This is a genomic window from Acetanaerobacterium elongatum (genome assembly GCF_900103835.1).
Taxonomy (GTDB): Bacteria; Bacillota; Clostridia; order Oscillospirales; family Ruminococcaceae; genus Acetanaerobacterium; species Acetanaerobacterium elongatum.
This window is the reverse complement of record NZ_FNID01000073.1, coordinates 1-1,224: the sequence shown is the minus strand read 5'-3', so window position 1 is coordinate 1,224 and position 1,224 is coordinate 1. Positions and strand designations below refer to the sequence as shown.

General features: G+C 46.1%; 2 protein-coding genes. Both read left to right on the top strand.

Annotated elements, in window-relative coordinates; all coding sequences use genetic code 11:
• Positions 1-91 precede the first annotated feature (91 nt).
• Complete coding sequence (locus BLR50_RS14225) at positions 92-316, top strand: hypothetical protein (protein WP_092643824.1); 225 nt, start codon at positions 92-94, stop codon at positions 314-316.
• Positions 317-352: 36 nt separating this feature from the next.
• Complete coding sequence (locus BLR50_RS14220) at positions 353-1,075, top strand: CPBP family glutamic-type intramembrane protease (protein ID WP_092643821.1); 723 nt, start codon at positions 353-355, stop codon at positions 1,073-1,075.
• The last annotated feature ends 149 nt before the right edge of the window (positions 1,076-1,224 follow it).

Below are 1,224 nucleotides of genomic sequence, written 5' to 3'. Positions count from 1 at the left end.
AAGTATAGCAGAGTTTTATTTTGACTGCGAGTTGCACCAACTCCGTTTCATGTCTTGTTGGTGCCTTTCGCAGAAAGGAATGGTCTTTTATATGGGAAACTCCCTGGAGGAGTATGCACGTATCAAGCAGATATTGGCGCAAAACGACATCCGTTACGATATGAAGGTATCAGACTTATCCAGCCCTACTGCTTTCGGTTCCAATCGGGCGTTTGGCACCTTCGGCCTAAATCATTCCGTTTTGAAGCTTTACTATGTTTATGTGCACAAGAACGATTACGATAAGGCGGTTTATTTCATTAACAAAAAAGACTGAAAAAATTAGAATCTGTTTATGAGAGGACATTTAAGAATGAAGAAAACCCTGCCGTTTATCCTGCCGCTGTTCAGAAGTATACTGTTTATTGCCCTGAGTGCCCTGCTGGCCGCCTTGCTTAACCAATCCCTTGAAGAGACCAGCAAGTGGTGGTCGGTGTTGTTCACGCTATGCAATATCATTACCATACTGGTATTGCTGCTTGTCTGCAGGGCGGAAAAGACGACGCTAAAGTCCATTATCGGTTATCAAAAAGGCCAGCTTAACTTTAAGTCCACCATTCTGATTGTGCTGCTGATGCTTGCTTTAGGTATGGGCGGCATGTACGGCTTCGGGTTTTTAATCTATGGATATGTACCCACTATTGTGGTGCAGCCCGTTCCGGTGTGGCTGGCTGTAATCAATGCCATACTGCTTCCGCTGACGGTTGTTTTTGCAGAAATGCCGCTCTATTTTGGCTATTCCTTAACAAGGATTGAGGAGATTACCGGCAACAAGGTACTGGCAATAGGCTATGCGGTGTTCTTTTACGCCCTGCAGCACAGCTTTATGCCGCTTCTGTGGGATGTACGGCATATCCTGTTTAGGTTCCTCTCGTTCCTGCCGCTGATGCTGGTGCTGGGTATTCTCTACTATAGAAAACGAAAGCTGGCGCCGCTGATGGTGGGCCACGGTGTGCTTGATATCTTTACCGGTGCGCAGATTCTGATAACATCCCTTTTTCCCGCCGTATATCAGATGATGCAGTCGGCACAGTAAAAAATACATAACCATACACAAAGGCGTACCGCCGGAGTTTATCCGACGGTACGCTTTTGTTGTAGCTTCAGCGCAAAAAACCACCAGCTCTGCTGGTGGAATTAGAACGCTTATAGCGAAAAGAGGTCCTCCAGTGATAGAATGATGAA